General features: G+C 57.5%; 15 protein-coding genes. 3 read left to right on the top strand and 12 right to left on the bottom strand.

Annotation, left to right across the window (positions count from 1 at the left end):
- Positions 1-5 precede the first annotated feature (5 nt).
- From flgH to JOE34_RS14545, 3 genes are all read right to left on the bottom strand, one after another.
- Positions 6-719 carry a flagellar basal body L-ring protein FlgH gene (gene flgH / locus JOE34_RS14555; RefSeq protein WP_003316787.1) on the bottom strand — a complete coding sequence of 238 codons (714 nt, stop codon included), beginning with the start codon at positions 717-719 and terminating at the stop codon, positions 6-8.
- 84 nt (positions 720-803) lie between these two features.
- On the bottom strand, positions 804-1,592 hold the full coding sequence (flgG, locus tag JOE34_RS14550) for a flagellar basal-body rod protein FlgG (RefSeq protein ID WP_003404338.1): 789 nt from the start codon (positions 1,590-1,592) through the stop codon (positions 804-806).
- A gap of 46 nt (positions 1,593-1,638) precedes the next feature.
- Complete coding sequence (locus JOE34_RS14545; protein WP_003316785.1) at positions 1,639-2,379, bottom strand: flagellar basal body rod protein FlgF; 741 nt, start codon at positions 2,377-2,379, stop codon at positions 1,639-1,641.
- Positions 2,380-2,662: 283 nt separating this feature from the next.
- Here JOE34_RS14545 and JOE34_RS14540 point away from each other — a divergent pair, with 283 nt between their 5' ends.
- Complete coding sequence (locus JOE34_RS14540) at positions 2,663-2,854, top strand: hypothetical protein (RefSeq protein ID WP_003316783.1); 192 nt, start codon at positions 2,663-2,665, stop codon at positions 2,852-2,854.
- On the opposite strand, the gene JOE34_RS14535 is transcribed toward JOE34_RS14540, so the two are convergent.
- The 7 genes from JOE34_RS14535 to cynS all read right to left on the bottom strand — a co-directional run bounded on the left by JOE34_RS14535 (position 2,855) and on the right by cynS (position 8,936).
- Positions 2,855-4,600: a flagellar hook-basal body complex protein gene (locus tag JOE34_RS14535; protein WP_032661319.1), complete on the bottom strand. Its 1,746-nt coding sequence runs from the start codon at positions 4,598-4,600 to the stop codon at positions 2,855-2,857. It abuts the gene before it with no gap.
- A gap of 194 nt (positions 4,601-4,794) precedes the next feature.
- Positions 4,795-6,123 (bottom strand): flagellar hook protein FlgE, encoded by a 1,329-nt coding sequence (flgE, locus tag JOE34_RS14530; protein ID WP_046266339.1) that lies wholly within the window; start codon positions 6,121-6,123, stop codon positions 4,795-4,797.
- A gap of 25 nt (positions 6,124-6,148) precedes the next feature.
- On the bottom strand, positions 6,149-6,838 hold the full coding sequence (flgD, locus tag JOE34_RS14525) for a flagellar hook assembly protein FlgD (RefSeq protein ID WP_003316779.1): 690 nt from the start codon (positions 6,836-6,838) through the stop codon (positions 6,149-6,151).
- A 15-nt stretch (positions 6,839-6,853) separates the two neighbouring features.
- Positions 6,854-7,294 (bottom strand): flagellar basal body rod protein FlgC, encoded by a 441-nt coding sequence (gene flgC / locus JOE34_RS14520; protein WP_002554316.1) that lies wholly within the window; start codon positions 7,292-7,294, stop codon positions 6,854-6,856.
- A 3-nt stretch (positions 7,295-7,297) separates the two neighbouring features.
- A complete protein-coding gene (gene flgB / locus JOE34_RS14515; RefSeq protein WP_003316778.1) occupies positions 7,298-7,705 on the bottom strand; it encodes a flagellar basal body rod protein FlgB in 408 nt (135 codons plus the stop codon).
- A gap of 279 nt (positions 7,706-7,984) precedes the next feature.
- A complete protein-coding gene (locus JOE34_RS14510; protein WP_004416966.1) occupies positions 7,985-8,458 on the bottom strand; it encodes a nuclear transport factor 2 family protein in 474 nt (157 codons plus the stop codon).
- A gap of 10 nt (positions 8,459-8,468) precedes the next feature.
- Positions 8,469-8,936, bottom strand: a complete 468-nt coding sequence (gene cynS, locus JOE34_RS14505) for a cyanase (protein WP_003391308.1) — start codon at positions 8,934-8,936, stop codon at positions 8,469-8,471.
- Between the two features lie 73 nt (positions 8,937-9,009).
- On the opposite strand from cynS, the gene cynR reads away from it, so the two are divergent.
- Positions 9,010-9,924, top strand: a complete 915-nt coding sequence (gene cynR / locus JOE34_RS14500) for a transcriptional regulator CynR (protein ID WP_010425419.1) — start codon at positions 9,010-9,012, stop codon at positions 9,922-9,924.
- 93 nt (positions 9,925-10,017) lie between these two features.
- Here cynR and cheR read toward each other — a convergent pair whose 3' ends face one another.
- On the bottom strand, positions 10,018-10,845 hold the full coding sequence (cheR, locus tag JOE34_RS14495) for a protein-glutamate O-methyltransferase CheR (protein ID WP_003347319.1): 828 nt from the start codon (positions 10,843-10,845) through the stop codon (positions 10,018-10,020).
- 51 nt (positions 10,846-10,896) lie between these two features.
- Positions 10,897-11,823: a chemotaxis protein CheV gene (locus tag JOE34_RS14490; RefSeq protein ID WP_209996013.1), complete on the bottom strand. Its 927-nt coding sequence runs from the start codon at positions 11,821-11,823 to the stop codon at positions 10,897-10,899.
- A gap of 77 nt (positions 11,824-11,900) precedes the next feature.
- Between JOE34_RS14490 and flgA the strand changes: the two genes are divergently transcribed.
- Positions 11,901-12,659: a flagellar basal body P-ring formation chaperone FlgA gene (flgA, locus tag JOE34_RS14485; protein WP_003417867.1), complete on the top strand. Its 759-nt coding sequence runs from the start codon at positions 11,901-11,903 to the stop codon at positions 12,657-12,659.
- The last annotated feature ends 38 nt before the right edge of the window (positions 12,660-12,697 follow it).

Raw genomic sequence — 12,697 nt, 5'->3', positions numbered from 1 at the left:
CGCTATCAGAAAGGGAACAACGGGCTGAGGAAGAACCGGTCGAACCAGCCTGGCTGGCTGGTATCGGCAAAGGCTCCGGTCCCCGAATAGGTAATACGTGCATCAGCGATACGGGTGGACGACACAGTGTTGTCGGTCGCGATGTCATCAGCCCGGACCAGACCGGCAATCCGCACCAGTTCGTCGCCGGTATTGAGGGTCATCCACTTCTCGCCACGTACCGCCAGAATGCCGTTGGGCAGCACATCCGCAACCGTCACGGTGACCGAGCCGGTCAGACTGTTGCTCTGTGCGGCCTTGCCGTCACCCTTGGTGGTCCGCGCGCCGTTGTAACCGGCGTTGAGGCTCAAATCATTGCCGCCAATCGGGTTGTTGGTGGTCAGCCCCGAACCGAACAGCGAGGTCAGACCAATGCTGTTGTTGCTGTTCTTGGACATCGCCGAAGTGGCCGCCTTGCTCGCCGCCATACGCTCGGAAAGCGTGATGGTGATGATGTCGCCAATGCGGAAGGCCTTGCGGTCACCGTACAGGTTCTGCTCGAAACCGGCCTGATAGATGGCGCCATTGTTGGCAGCCGCCGACATGGGCGTACGCGGTAACACCGGAGCGTAATAAGGGTCATTGGGCTTGGCCGTCGGCGCAACACAGCCGGACAGCAGGGTGATCCCGCACAATGAAGCGATCAACACTGAAAAACGCGGAACACTAAGGCGGTTCATGACACTTGAAACCTCGCGGTGTAACAGGCGCTTATCAGGCGCCCCATCGGATTGAGCGGTTCTACGAGCAGCGACATCAAGGACTTACAGGTTCTGCGTCAGGTTTTGCAGCATCTGGTCAGCGGTTGAGATCACTTTGGAGTTCATCTCGTAAGCGCGCTGGGTAGTGATCATGTTGACCAGTTCCTCAACGGTGCTGACGTTGGAGTTTTCCAGGGTGTTCTGCAGGGTCGGACCCAGGCCGTTAAGGCCAGGAGTGCCGATCTGCGGCGCGCCGCTCGAACCGGTTTCCAGGTACAGGTTGCCACCCATGGCCTGCAGACCGGCCGGGTTGATGAAGTCGGCAGTCTGGATGTTGCCGATGATCTGCGGCGTAGCGGTTGCACCTGCCAGCGTGACGGAAACAGTACCGTCCTGGCCGACGGTGAAGGTCTGGGCGTTCTGCGGAACGACAATCGCAGGCTCGAGGGCATAACCGTTAGCGGTCACGATCTGGCCGTTGGCGTCGAGGTGAAACGTACCGTCACGGCTGTAGGCAATGGTGCCGTCCGGCTGAGTCACCTGAAAGAAACCACGACCGTTGACCGCCAGGTCCAGCGGATTGTTGGTGGTCTGCAGGCTACCGGCAGTGAAGTTCTTCTGCGTGCCGACAATGCGCACACCGGTACCCAGTTGCAGGCCGGAAGGCAGTTCGCTGTCCTGAGTGGACTGAGCACCCGGCTGGCGTTTGATCTGATACAGCAGGTCCTGGAACTCGGCACGGTCACTCTTGAAACCCGTGGTCGAGACGTTCGCCAGGTTGTTGGAGATGGTGGTCAGGTTGGTGTCCTGAGCGGCAAGGCCGGTTTTGGCGACGTATAGTGCAGGAAGCATGTGTGTTCTCCTCGAGCGCCGGTTTGTCGGCGCAAGCTGTCATTGATTAGCCAAGTTGCAAGACGCGAGCCATAGACTGATCGTCTTCTTCGGCGGTCTTCATCATCTTGACGTGCAATTCGAATTGACGGGACAAGGCCAGTACCGAGGTCATTTCCTCGACCGCATTGACGTTGCTCGCCTGCAGAAAGCCGGACTCGACCTGAACGGTGGCGTCTGCGTCGGCAGGCCGGCCGGTCTTGGTGTGGATCAGGCCGTCAGGGCCCTTCTCCATGGTCTTCAGGTCAGGCCTGACCAGCTTGATGCGGTCAACCTGCGCCATCACCTGCGGACTCTCGCCCAGCGAACGAATGCTGATCGTGCCGTCGGCGCCGATCTCGATCTGCTGCTGAGGCGGCACGGCGATCGGACCGCCGTTGCCCATAACCGGCAAACCACTGCCGTCGCGCAACACGCCCAGGGCATCGATGTTCATGCCGGAACTGCGGGTATAGGCTTCACCGCCATCGGGCGTCTGCACGGCGATCCAGCCATCACCCTTGACGGCGATGTCCAGCTCGCGACCGGTCTGCACCATGGCACCGGCGGAAAAGTCGGTACCGGGACGCTCGCTCATGGCGTAGGCGCGCGATGGCATGACCTCGCCAAACACCGGCATCGAGCGGGCCTGTTCAAGGTCACGCATGAAACCGTTGGTCGAGACGTTTGCCAGGTTGTTGGCATGAGCCTTTTGCGCGATCGCGTTTTCGGATGCACCGCTCATTGCGACGTAAAGCAACTTGTCCACAGTCTTCCTCCTCCGACAGACGCTTGCCGCCTGTAGCTGTTCTGAAAGGGTTAAAGCAATTTTTGAACCAACTTGTCAGGCTCGATACAAATGCCTGATTAACCAGTAAAAACTGGTGTTCGCCGATGACCTGAGGACAGAGCGCCAGCCAATAGCGGCGGCGGACTGCCGCCTGCCGCTTGCCAGGCAGGAAACACCGCCAAAAAAACTTCATCGAACTGCGCTGACAACCGGATCGACAGTGATAATCTTGCCGACACCGCAACCCTGATCGGGAACCGTCATGCCTTTTCGTGCGTGCATCATCGGTATCGCGAGCGCGAGCCTGATGACCTTTGCCCTGCTCTCTCAGGCCGCTCCCGCCCACTATTACAAATGGCAGGGCGACAGCCGGATCGTCTGCGCCCAGGCCAGCCCGGGCCCAGGCTGGAAACGATTGAAAGGCCACTTCATCAAAGCCGACTGCTCGATGTAATCAGGTCGACTGAATCAGCGTCTGCATCAGCGTCACTTCGGTGGATATCGCCTTCGAGTTGGCCTGATAGGCTGTCTGGGCCTGGATCAGCGCAATCAGCTCATCGGCCAGCACGACGTTAGAACCCTCCAGCGCGCCACTGACGATGCTGCCCAGCGTACCGACGCCCGGCACATCATATTCAGCCACTCCGGAATCAGCGGTGGCGGTCCAGCGTGTATCACTACGCGGCTGCAAGCCATGCGGATTGGCGAAACTGGCGAGCATCACCTGACCGATAGACTTGGTCATGCCATTGGTAAACCCGGCACGCAGAATGCCGTCCCGGCCAACTTCAAGACTTTTCAGCTCGCCTGCCGAATGGCCATCCACGTAGGCAGCCGAGCGCGAACTGGTAGCGTTGTGCTGAAGCAGACGGGTGAAGTCGATGGTGATGCCGTCAGCGCTGCCAGCCGCCCCGTTGGATATCCAGCGCTCGCGGGCGGTGCCAGGATCAACCGCCATCACAGGCGACCAGCCAGTGAGTTTCAGCTGAGTGCCATTGCTGCTCAGGCCAGGACTGCCGGTCAACGACGCAACGGCGCCATGGGAATCGAAGACGATGTTCGCCGTCAGCGGCGTGGTGGACGCGGAGTTCTGCGGGTTTCGATCATCGATCAGTGCGTGCATGCGCCAACTGTTGGTGCCGTCCTTCACGAAATACTGTTTCAGCTCATGAGTGTTGCCCTGACTGTCAAAGATCTGGTTACCGAACATCCTGCTGTAGGTGTTCAGGTCTGCCGGATTGAAGTCTGGAACCGGCCGATGCATGACCGTATCACCGGGATCGAGCAGACTGGCCCCGGCATCGTTCAACGGCAACGAAACAGCCCCGCCGTTCAGCGAGCCATTCGCCGCCCAAGCGCCATTGACCTGCGCGGCAGGCACCCAACCCTGCAAGGCAAATTCGGTGTCCGAGACTTTGCTCAGGTGCTGATCATTGCCGCTGTACGACAGCGAGCCGTCAGGCTTGAGCTCAAGGCTTACCTGCAGCGGCGCTACGCTGTCGGGATCCACCGGATTGCGCCCGTCCACCAGCACATACATCGACCATTGATTGGCCTCGGTCTTGACGAAATACTGCTTGAGCTCATGATCGGCTGCGGGCACCGGAGTGATGCCCACATCCTGGATGGTCCGGGTGGCGACCCGTGTGTAGGTCGCGGGGTCGTCCGGGTCGAAGGTCGGCAAGCGAGCAAGCGAAGGCAGCGAGGCATCCAGATTGATAGTTTCAGCCACCGTGGTCGTAGCCCTGGCACCGACGTTGGACGTATCGATCTGCAAGTCCGTGCGGATACCACTGGCAATCTCGCCCTTATCGTTTGCGGCATACCCCTGCAAACGTCCGCCATCGCTGTCGACGACAAAGTTGGCAGCGTCTTTCAAAAAGGCGCCGGCCCGCGTATAGGCCAGCGAACCCTGATCACTGACCACGAAAAAACCGTTGCCCTGAATACGCATATCCAGCGCATTGCCGGAACTGATCACGGTTTCACCCTGATTGAAATTCTGCTGCACCGAAGCAAGTCGTACACCATCCCCGACAGCGTGCTGCCCGGCCCCCAGCTGTGCGGACGCATATAAAGCCGAAAACTGCGCACGGGACGACTTGAAACCCAGAGTACCGACGTTGGCAATATTATTACCCGCCACTTCCAGTCGTTTATTGGCAGCATGAATACCGCTGATCGCTGTATTGAATGACATGAGGACTCCCTTGCCGCAAAGGCAATTCATAGAGGAGTTTTATTCTCACATCATCGTGCGTAGGAAGTTTCCAAGTAGGGTGCGGGAGTAATCCGTAACTTTCAGCACTAAAAGATATAACAACGTACTGGGCAGGCAGGCATAAAAAAGCCCCTTTTACAGGGGCTTTTTCAATACAGTTCAAACAACGTTTGTTACGTCATCTGAATAGTGGTCTGCATGATGGTGCTTTGTGTGGAAATGGTCTTGGCGTTAGCCTGATAGTTGCTCTGCGCCTTGATCAGGTTAACCAGCTCCATGGTCAGGTCGACGTTGGATTCTTCCAGCGCCTGACCGGTGATGTAACCCAGCGTACCCGACTGTGGAGCGCCGCTCACCGGTACGCCGGAAGCGAACGTTTCACGCCAGTTGGTGCCGCCGGCCTGCGCCAGGCCCTGCACGTTGGCAAAGCTGGTCAGCGAAGTCTGGCCAATGACCTGCGACTTGCCGTTGGTGTAAGTGGCGAACAGGTTGCCGCTCGAGTCGACGTTCATGCCGCTCAACTGGCCAGTGGCGTAACCGTTCTGATCCTGCTTGAGCAGGCCCGATACCGAAGCGGTCTGGGTAGTGGACGACATGTCCAGCTTGATCGAAGCTGCGCCAGCAGCGCCGTTGGCTGCCCAAGTGGCCGTCGTGCCAGTACCGACCTGCACGCCAGGTACCCAGTTGTTCACGGCAAACGTACCGTCAGCATTGAACTTGATGTTGGCGCTGTCAGTAGGAACAGCGGCGCCGGCGGTGGTCACCAGGTTGCCCGAGGAATCGAACGTCAGGTCATTCTTGTCCGGCGCTGTAGACGTCGGATCGGAAATGCTGCGCCCGTCCATCAGGGAATACATCGACCAGGTATTGGTGCCGGTCTTGACGAAATACTGATCCAGGGTGTGAGCATTACCCTGAGTGTCGTAAGTCGGGGTGCTGTACTTGTTGTTGTAACTCTTGGTGTCGGTCGCATCGAACGTCGCAACGGTCGGTAATGGCGTCGTCGAGTTCAAGTTGGCGGAGTTGGTGATCGTGCTCGTTGCCTTGGGGTCCAGGTTGGACGCGTTCACACGCAGATCGCTGAGCGCGCCGGTCACGACAGAGCCATTGGCGTCAACGTTGTAACCCTGCAGCTTCATGTTGCTGCTATTGACGACGTAGCCTTCCTTGTCGGTGTGGAATGCACCGGCACGGGTGTACAGCTTCTCGCCGTTATTGCTCATCATGAAGAAACCGTCGCCATTAATGGCAAGGTCCAGACTGTTGGCTGTTCCGGTGGTCAGGCTGCCCTGGGAGAACTGCTGGGAAACCGCAGCGGTCCTCACGCCACTGCCGACGTTGGTATTGCCGGAAGTACCACGAATCGACTGAGCGTATTGATCAGCGAACTCGGCACGTGACGATTTGAAACCGGTTGTCGCGACGTTGGCAATGTTGTTGCCGGTAACGTCGAGACTTTTGTTTGCAGCATAGAGCCCACTAAGGCCGATATTGAAAGACATGTTTCACTCCTGCGCCGTAGCGGCTCTACAATCCGATAGTTTGAACTTTGGACAGGGCGACACTGCCGCTGGCCAGGTTAAGCGTTGTTTCTGCGCCATTGACACCCATCGTGACACTGTTGACCGTGGCGGGCAGGTAAGTTGAAAGCTGTGTGTTCTTGCCTTCGACCGAGCCTTCAGCTTTGAAGGTATAAGTTCCCGATGGCAACTGAGTACCGCTTGAGTCCGTACCGTCCCAGGCAAAGCTGGTGGTACCGGCTTTTTGCGTGCCCAGGTCAACACTGTCGACCAGATTCGATTGCGAGTCGTACACCTTGACGGTCGTTAGCGAGCTTTCGCTCGGCACTACGATCGACCCGGTCAGGCCTTTGGTCGTATCGACCGATGTACTGCTCGCATCGATGATTACCGAGCGTCCGACCAGTGACGAGGCCTGCAAGGCCTGCGACGACTTGTAGCTGCTGGCGATCGTGTCAACGGTCGAGGTCAGATTCTGCATGCTTTCAAGGCTGCTGAACTGCGCCAGTTGCGCCACGAACTGCGTGTTGTCCTGCGGATCCAGAGGGTTCTGGTTCTTCATCTGCGTCACGAGCAACTGCAGAAAAGAGTCCTTGCCCAGCGTGCCGGTAGAATTCGTCGCGGTCGGCGTCGGATTCTGCAGCGTATTCAAAAATGTCGATGAAACGCTGTTTGCTGTGGTGCTATCAACGGCCATAACGTTCGCCTTCTATCACTGACCGAGGGTCAGAACCTTCTGCATCATGGATTTAGCGGTGTTCATGATTTCTGCGTTGGTCTGGAAAGACCGGCTGGCAGAAATCATGTCGGCCATTTCTTCCACGACATTGACGTTGGGGTAATAGACATACCCGTCCTTGTCAGCGGAAGGATGATTGGGCTCGTAACGTGCTTCCAGGTTCGAGCTGTCTTCGATGATGCCGTTGACCTGAACGCCCTGCCCGGCTTCGCCCTGGTCCTGAAACAAAGAACCACCGGTCGACTGCTGACCCTGCATCACGGTGGCGAACACCGGGTGACGGGCACGATAGGTCTGGTCCATGCTCGAAGACACGGTCTCGGCGTTGGCGATGTTACTGGCCGTGGTGTTCAGACGCGTGGTCTGGGCACTCATGGCGCTACCGGCAATGTTGAACACATTGGCTAGTGACATGAATTATTCTCCGCGAAGGGCTGCAACCAGCCCCTTGAACTTGCTGTTGAGCAATGTGAAGCTGGCCTGGAAGCCCATGGCGTTCTCGGTGTAGCTGGCCTGCTCGACCTGGGAATCAACGGTGTTCTGGTCCAGCGAAGGCTGCGACGGCGTGCGATACATCAGCGTCCCGTCGTCATTGCCCATGCCCTCGGCTTCGATATGGCGGCTGTTGGTCTTGTTCAGCGCGAAGTGACCGTTCTGGGCCTTGTCGGTTTCGGCAGCCAGCACCGAAGAAAACTCCAGATCACGAGCCTTGAAGTTCGGGGTGTCGGCGTTGGAAATGTTGTTGGCCAACACCTCTGCCCGCTGAGCCCGGAAGTTGAGGGCCTTTTCATGTATGCCTAGCGCTTTATCGAAGCTGATGCTCATTTCGGGAAACCTTTGCCGGTTGACCTGATTCTGTTGTTACTGACAAAGCAATCGGCGTGCCATGTTGTAAAAGTCAATGTTTGCAGGGCCCGCAGGCGGTGGCGAGGCGGCAATGCCAGAAAAGCGGCAAGGCATTTCCGCTGTGGAGGGGTAAAGCGGCAAGGTGGGTGCCGTTTTTTTGCCAGTACCGGATTGCCGCCTGGCAATGGCGGCCCTTCATCATTGCCTCGATCAGACACCCAATAAAAAAAGAGACCCGAAGGTCCCTTTGACGGTTGATCAGAGACCCAGCTCACTCAAACCCGGGTGATCATCCGGTCGGCGCCCCAATGGCCAATGGTATTTGCGCTCGGACTCGGCGATCGGCAAATCGTTGATGCAGGCAAAGCGCCGTTGCATGAGGCCGTTTGCAGCGAACTCCCAGTTTTCATTGCCATACGAACGGAACCAGTTGCCGGAGTCGTCATGCCATTCGTACGCATAGCGCACGGCGATGCGGTTATCCGTGAATGCCCAGAGTTCCTTGATCAGCCGGTAGTCCAGTTCCTTGCGCCACTTGCGTTCCAGAAAGGCCTGAGCCTCTGCGCGACCATTGACGAACTCGCTGCGGTTACGCCAATAGGTGTCTTCGGTGTAGGCCAGCGCGACTTTCGCCGCATCGCGCGAATTCCAGCCATCCTCGGCGCCACGGACTTTCTGGACTGCAGTCTCCAGGGTGAAGGGTGGCAATGGCGGTCTTCCTTTATCACTCATCTCGGCGTCCTCAGAACGGTTTGTAGGGCAGGAATTTTCCATCGAGGGTGATCACGGCTCGCTCGCCCCCTTCCGGATCGTCGACTTTCTTGATGTCGAGCTTGAAGTTGATTGCGCTGATGATGCCGTCGCCGAACTGCTCGTGCACCAGTGCTTTCAGCGTTGTGCCGTAGACCTGAACCATTTCATGGAAGCGGTAGATAGTCGGGTCACTGGAGACGTCTTCGACATTGCCGCGCAACGGGATGGTTTGCAGTTCGGCGACCGCGTCCCGGTCCAGCCCGAGACGCTCGGCGACCACCTCGGCCACCGCTTCCGGCAAAGGGTGCTGACCGAGCAAGGCAGCGGTGACATACACCACGCTCAACCCCGTACCTTCTGCGAGCCCCGCCCAGGTCAGGTTCTTTGCAGTCTTGGCCTGCAGCACACGTTCAGTCAGATGCTGGCGCGGCGCTCTGGAAATATTGCTGTGCGGCATAGGTAACCCTCCGGAATGAATTCACGTCAATCACAGCATCGGCAACTATCACCATAAGATCCAAGACTGATTTATGATCATCGCCATAATCCTGACTTATGGTGATGCTGTGCTCTTACGCCATATACGTTATTTGCTGGCAATCGCCGACCATAGCAATTTCACCCGGGCAGCCGAGGCCCTGCATGTCTCGCAACCGGCGTTGTCGCAGCAGATCAGGCAGCTGGAAAGCAGTCTGGGTGTGCAACTGTTCGACCGCACCCGCCGCAGTGTCGTGCCGACCGATGCCGGCCGCGTGTATCTGGACCACGCGCGTCGCTGCCTGCTTGAGCTGGAGGCCGGGAAGCGTGCGCTCGACGATGTCAGCGATCTGTCACGCGGACAATTGCGCCTCGGCGTCACGCCCACCTTCAGTGAATACCTGATAGCACCACTGATCGACCGCTTCAGCGCGCTGTATCCCGGAGTGGCAATTATCCTCACAGAACTGCCTCTGGAGCAGATTACCGAGGCATTGATCAGTGACGCGCTCGATCTGGCCATCGGCTTTGCCGGCAGTCATGCTGTCGAGATAGACAGCCAGGCTCTGTTCGATGAACAACTGTGCCTGGTCATGGCCAAGCCTGGCCCCGAAAAGCAGGCCGCATTGACACTTGAGGACCTGCAAGCGCTTCGCTTTGCCTTGCTCGCTCCCGGATTCGCCACTCGCCAGTCGCTGGATGCCTGGTGCCAGATGCAAAACTTCAAGCCGACAGTCGGCCTAGAGGCGAACTCGATTGCCATTTTGCTCAAGGTCGTCGCCCAGGGCCGCATGGCGACCATTCTTCCCGATGCCATCGTTCGCGAGCAGCCTGGATTGCGCGAAGTTCAGACCATCCCTGCCTTGCCTGGGCGGACGGTTGCGCTGCTGCGACGTAAAAACGGCTACCAGAGCGCTGCCGCCAACGCTTTTGCAAAACTGGTGAGCGGCAGCAGTACGCAAACATGAAACCGATGGGCAGACGATCAGAGCTGTTTTCGGCCGCGCACAAAAAAAGAGACCCGAAGGTCTCTTTTTTCATGACAGGCAACTGACAGATCGTCACTTGGCCTTATAGATGATCCCGGGGCTGCACTGAACCATCTGGTAGTGATCCGGCAAACCGTTGAGTGCTTCGGAAGCCCCCAAAAACAGGTAGCCGCCTGGCTTGAGCGTGCCGTGGATACGCAGCAGGATGTCCTTCTTCACTTCGGCCGAGAAGTAGATCAATACGTTACGGCAGAAAACGATGTCGAACTTGCCCAGCGAGGCGTAGCTGTCGAGCAGGTTGAACGAGCGGAATTCCACGCGACTCTTGATCGGCGCCTTGACCACCCAGCGGCCCGGACTTTTTACGTCAAAGAAGCGCTGCAAACGATCCGGCGACAGGCCGCGGCCAATGGCCAGACTGTCGTATTCGCCGGTCTTGCAGTTATTGAGCATCAAGCCCGACAGATCGGTTGCGACGATCTGCACGCCCGATTTGAGCTGCCCCTGATTGGCACGCTCGAACTCATCGATGGACATCGACAGCGAATACGGTTCCTGACCCGACGAACAGGCGGCCGACCAGATGCGCAGTCGCTGACCAGGGCTGGCCTTGATCTGCTCGGGCAACACCTTGTTCTTCAGCACTTCGAATGGATAAGTATCGCGAAACCACAGGGTTTCGTTGGTGGTCATCGCATCGACTACCTGCTCGCGCAAACCACTGCGCGGCTGGGTCTGAATGCGCTGGACCAACTCGCCAAGCGACTTGATGCTTTGCTGCTCCATCAATTTGTTGAGGCGGCTGGACACCAGGTACTGCTTGTTTTCCCCAAGCAGGATGCCACAGGCTTTTTCCAGAAATACCCGGAACTGATCAAAATCCAAATTACCCGTAGACAAAGTGCCGCCTCTCAAATCATGTGAATCACCGGGGACGACGCCCCCGGCTGGTTATTCTGCTGCCTTGATCCGCGCAACGACCCTGGCCGCCAGATCATCAGGCCTGAATTTCGCGAGAAAATCATCCGCGCCAACTTTCTTGACCATCGCCTGGTTGAATACCCCTGACAGCGAGGTATGCAAAGTGATGTGCATCTTCTGCATGCGTGGATCATTACGTATTGCTGCGGTAAGGGTATAGCCATCCATCTCCGGCATTTCAATGTCGGAGATCATCATCAGGAACTCTTCTTCAGGTTTTTTGCCTTCTGCGATCATCTTGAGCAGGTAATCCAGCGCCTGACGACCATCGTTGAGCGCTACGACTTCCACCCCGACGGTTTCCAGGCAGCGGCTCACTTGCTTGCGGGCCACCGACGAGTCGTCGACCGTCAGCACGCGCAGGGAGACAGCCTTGTGCTGAACCTCGGCGTCAATGACACCGACCGAGATCTCTTCGGACACTGGAGCGACTTCGGCGAGAATTTTCTCGACGTCGATGATTTCCACCAGCTGGTTATCAACCCGGGTAACGGCGGTCAGGTAATGATCGCGCCCGGTGCCCTTGGGTGGTGGATGAATCTCTTCCCAGTTCATGTTGACGATGCGTTCGACAGAATGCACCAGAAAGCCCTGAACCTTGGTGTTGTACTCGGTAATGATGACGAAGGAATTAACCAGCGAAATCATGCCTGTGGAACCTGTCGCCATTGCCAGATCCATGATCGGGATCGTGCCGCCACGAATATTGGCCACGCCCCGAACGATCTTGCTCGATTTGGGCATGATGGTGAGTTTCGGGCATTGCAGTACTTCTTTTACCTTGAAGACGTTGATCCCATAGAGCTGCTTGCCGTCGAGACGGAACAAGAGCAGCTCCAGGCGATTCTGACCCACCAGCTGAGTTCGCTGGTTTACCGAATCCATTACACCTGCCATGCCGAACCCCCTTACAAAATGACCGCCGCCCAGACACCAGATCAACAAGCGGCACGGGCTTTGCTATTTATTACTTCATGAACGCAAAGACGACAATTTCTCGACACCTCGCATTAGAAACCCGCAGGCTTCTGTGCGCAATCGCCCTGCTGTGCCTTTCCAGCACGGTGACCCTCGCTCGCGCCGAGAATTTCACACTGCCTGAGCAGCTTATCGGCGTCACCCAAGGGTTTCTTGAGTTCACAGTAGAAGACTATTTGGCAACCAACCAGATTGACGGGCGTCATGAGATACAGGTCAAGCAACTCGACCCGCGTTTAAGGATGGGTGCCTGCGACAAGGATTTGACAGCCACACTGGAAAGTCCGCGCCCGGTTGGCCGGGTCACCGTGCGGGTGCGCTGCGAAGGTTCTTCACCCTGGACGGTGTTTGTACCCGCCCAGGTGCTGCTGTATCGCAACGTCGTGACCGTGATGCGCCCGCTCAAGCGTGACGCGATCGTCACCGAAGAAGACGTTGCGATGCGCGAGCGGGATGTCAGCAGCCTGGGTCAGGGTTTCCTGGCATCGCTGGATCAGGCAGTCGGTCAGAAGGTTGTCCGACAAATGGTCATCGACCAGGTCATTACCCCGGTGGCGCTTGAGCAGCCACAAATGGTTCACAAGGGCGATCAGGTTGTGATCATTGCCCGCAGCGGCTCGCTGGCGGTTCGCATGCCCGGCGAAGCGATGTCCGATGGAGGCTTCAACGAACAGATACGGGTGAAAAACCTCAATTCCCAGCGGGTGATCAAGGCAAGTGTCACCGGCCCAGGGCAGGTGGAAGTCGCTATGTAGTGCATTGATAGTGGCGCGAAGGGTGTGTTTTTTTTAGA

It is taken from the genome of Pseudomonas sp. PvP028 (genome assembly GCF_017832255.1).
Taxonomy (GTDB): domain Bacteria; phylum Pseudomonadota; class Gammaproteobacteria; order Pseudomonadales; family Pseudomonadaceae; genus Aquipseudomonas; species Aquipseudomonas syringae.
This window is presented reverse-complemented; position numbering and strand designations above follow the sequence as displayed.

What these genes read in the sequence shown, in the direction of transcription:
- flgG (WP_003404338.1), bottom strand. Translation starts at nt 1,592, where the DNA reads ATGCTTCCTGCACTATACGTCGCCAAAACCGGCCTTGCCGCTCAGGAC.
- JOE34_RS14510 (WP_004416966.1), bottom strand. Translation starts at nt 8,458, where the DNA reads ATGAGTGATAAAGGAAGACCGCCATTGCCACCCTTCACCCTGGAGACT.
- JOE34_RS14540 (WP_003316783.1), top strand. Translation starts at nt 2,663, where the DNA reads ATGCCTTTTCGTGCGTGCATCATCGGTATCGCGAGCGCGAGCCTGATG.
- flgE (WP_046266339.1), bottom strand. Translation starts at nt 6,123, where the DNA reads ATGTCTTTCAATATCGGCCTTAGTGGGCTCTATGCTGCAAACAAAAGT.
- cynS (WP_003391308.1), bottom strand. Translation starts at nt 8,936, where the DNA reads ATGCCGCACAGCAATATTTCCAGAGCGCCGCGCCAGCATCTGACTGAA.
- flgB (WP_003316778.1), bottom strand. Translation starts at nt 7,705, where the DNA reads ATGAGCATCAGCTTCGATAAAGCGCTAGGCATACATGAAAAGGCCCTC.
- flgA (WP_003417867.1), top strand. Translation starts at nt 11,901, where the DNA reads ATGAACGCAAAGACGACAATTTCTCGACACCTCGCATTAGAAACCCGC.
- flgH (WP_003316787.1), bottom strand. Translation starts at nt 719, where the DNA reads ATGAACCGCCTTAGTGTTCCGCGTTTTTCAGTGTTGATCGCTTCATTG.
- flgD (WP_003316779.1), bottom strand. Translation starts at nt 6,838, where the DNA reads ATGGCCGTTGATAGCACCACAGCAAACAGCGTTTCATCGACATTTTTG.
- cynR (WP_010425419.1), top strand. Translation starts at nt 9,010, where the DNA reads ATGATCATCGCCATAATCCTGACTTATGGTGATGCTGTGCTCTTACGC.
- flgC (WP_002554316.1), bottom strand. Translation starts at nt 7,294, where the DNA reads ATGTCACTAGCCAATGTGTTCAACATTGCCGGTAGCGCCATGAGTGCC.
- JOE34_RS14490 (WP_209996013.1), bottom strand. Translation starts at nt 11,823, where the DNA reads ATGGCAGGTGTAATGGATTCGGTAAACCAGCGAACTCAGCTGGTGGGT.
- JOE34_RS14535 (WP_032661319.1), bottom strand. Translation starts at nt 4,600, where the DNA reads ATGTCATTCAATACAGCGATCAGCGGTATTCATGCTGCCAATAAACGA.